Source organism: Synechococcus sp. R3-13 (assembly GCF_047462195.1).
In the GTDB taxonomy this organism is placed as follows: domain Bacteria; phylum Cyanobacteriota; class Cyanobacteriia; order Thermostichales; family Thermostichaceae; genus Thermostichus.
Genome location: NZ_JANSIO010000502.1, coordinates 1 through 1214, shown reverse-complemented (window position 1 = coordinate 1214; position 1214 = coordinate 1). Strand labels below are relative to the sequence as shown.

Annotated in this window: 1 protein-coding gene; it reads right to left on the bottom strand. The window is 61.1% G+C overall.

Annotated elements, in window-relative coordinates; translation table 11 throughout:
* Positions 1 to 161: 161 nt before the first annotated feature.
* The gene (cbiB, locus tag NW856_RS13880) at positions 162 to 1121 is read right to left on the bottom strand and encodes an adenosylcobinamide-phosphate synthase CbiB (protein ID WP_414400719.1); all 960 of its coding nucleotides are present in this window, start codon (positions 1119 to 1121) and stop codon (positions 162 to 164) included.
* Between the last annotated feature and the right edge of the window lie 93 nt (positions 1122 to 1214).

The window sequence follows — 1214 nt, the reverse complement described above, 5'->3', positions numbered from 1 at the left end:
CTATCCTAACATAAGATCAACACGACCTAGTTAGCTTTGCTAACTCTACCTCAAGTTCTGGGGGAAGTTGCACCTGTGGAGATTCCTCTGCCGGGGTTGAGTCAAAAGCTCAGCTAGGTAAGGGTCGTAGAAGCAGGAAGCAACCGGTTGTTTAGTTCATCCTAGGGGGTGAAATAAACGACCATGAGTTGCAGAACGGTCAACAGGAGAGTTGCTCCCACCATCAAACTCCCCCAAATCCATACAACCTGTCGCAGCAGTCCCAAGCTTTCCCGCACCACTTGCGGGGTCAAGGGGCGAGCCGGGATCCCCAATTTGGGTTTCACCTTCGGGATCCCGCGATAGAAATTGGTTCCCCCCAGTTGGATCTGCAGCCGCCAGGCAAAAGCCGCCTCGCTCCACCCGGAATTGGGGCTGGGATCCGCCTGCGCATCCTGACGACACCGCTGCCAAAACCCCCAGGGATCCCGGCTGAGCAGGGCCAGGGTGAGCACCGTCAGGCGGCAGGGCAGCCAAGTCAGCCCATCCTCACAGCGGGCCGGCACCGTGCCCAAATGGGTGAAGGGGGGATGGCGGTAGCCTACCATCGAATCCAGAGTGCTGCTGGCCTTGTAGGCCAAGGCCAAGGGTGCCCCTCCCAAGAAGGCGTAGAACAGAGGGGCAGTCGCTCCGTCGGGGGTATTTTCGGCCACCGTCTCAATCACCGCCCGCAAAATCTCCGGCTCCGTCAGGTGCTCTGTATCCCGCCCCACGTAGCGGCTGAGCCGTTGACGGGCCTCCGGCAGATCCCCTTTTTCCAAGGGATCCAACACCTCCAACGCAGCAAAGCGCAGGCTGCGCCCTCCCAGACAACTGGCCATGAGGGTTACCTGCACGAGGATCCCTGCCCAGGGGTGGATGGCATTGCCGATGGCGACCAGTCCCCAGCCCACGCCGTAGGATCCCCCCACCAGAGCCAGGGTGAGCACTGCCCCGCCCCACCGTTGTGCTTGCGGAGTCGAACAGTGCTTGAGGATATAGCCTTGTCCCCAGGCAATTACAGCCCCCATCACCCGCACCGGATGAGGCCAACCCCAGGGATCCGCCAGCAGGTAATCCAATACCAAAGCTGCCGCCAGCACCAGCCCGGCAGTTGGTTGGGCCGGAAAAAACAGCCAGCCGCCGGGAAAGGGCTCCGTCCCACTAACGCGAAAGGACTCCGTCCCGCTAACGCG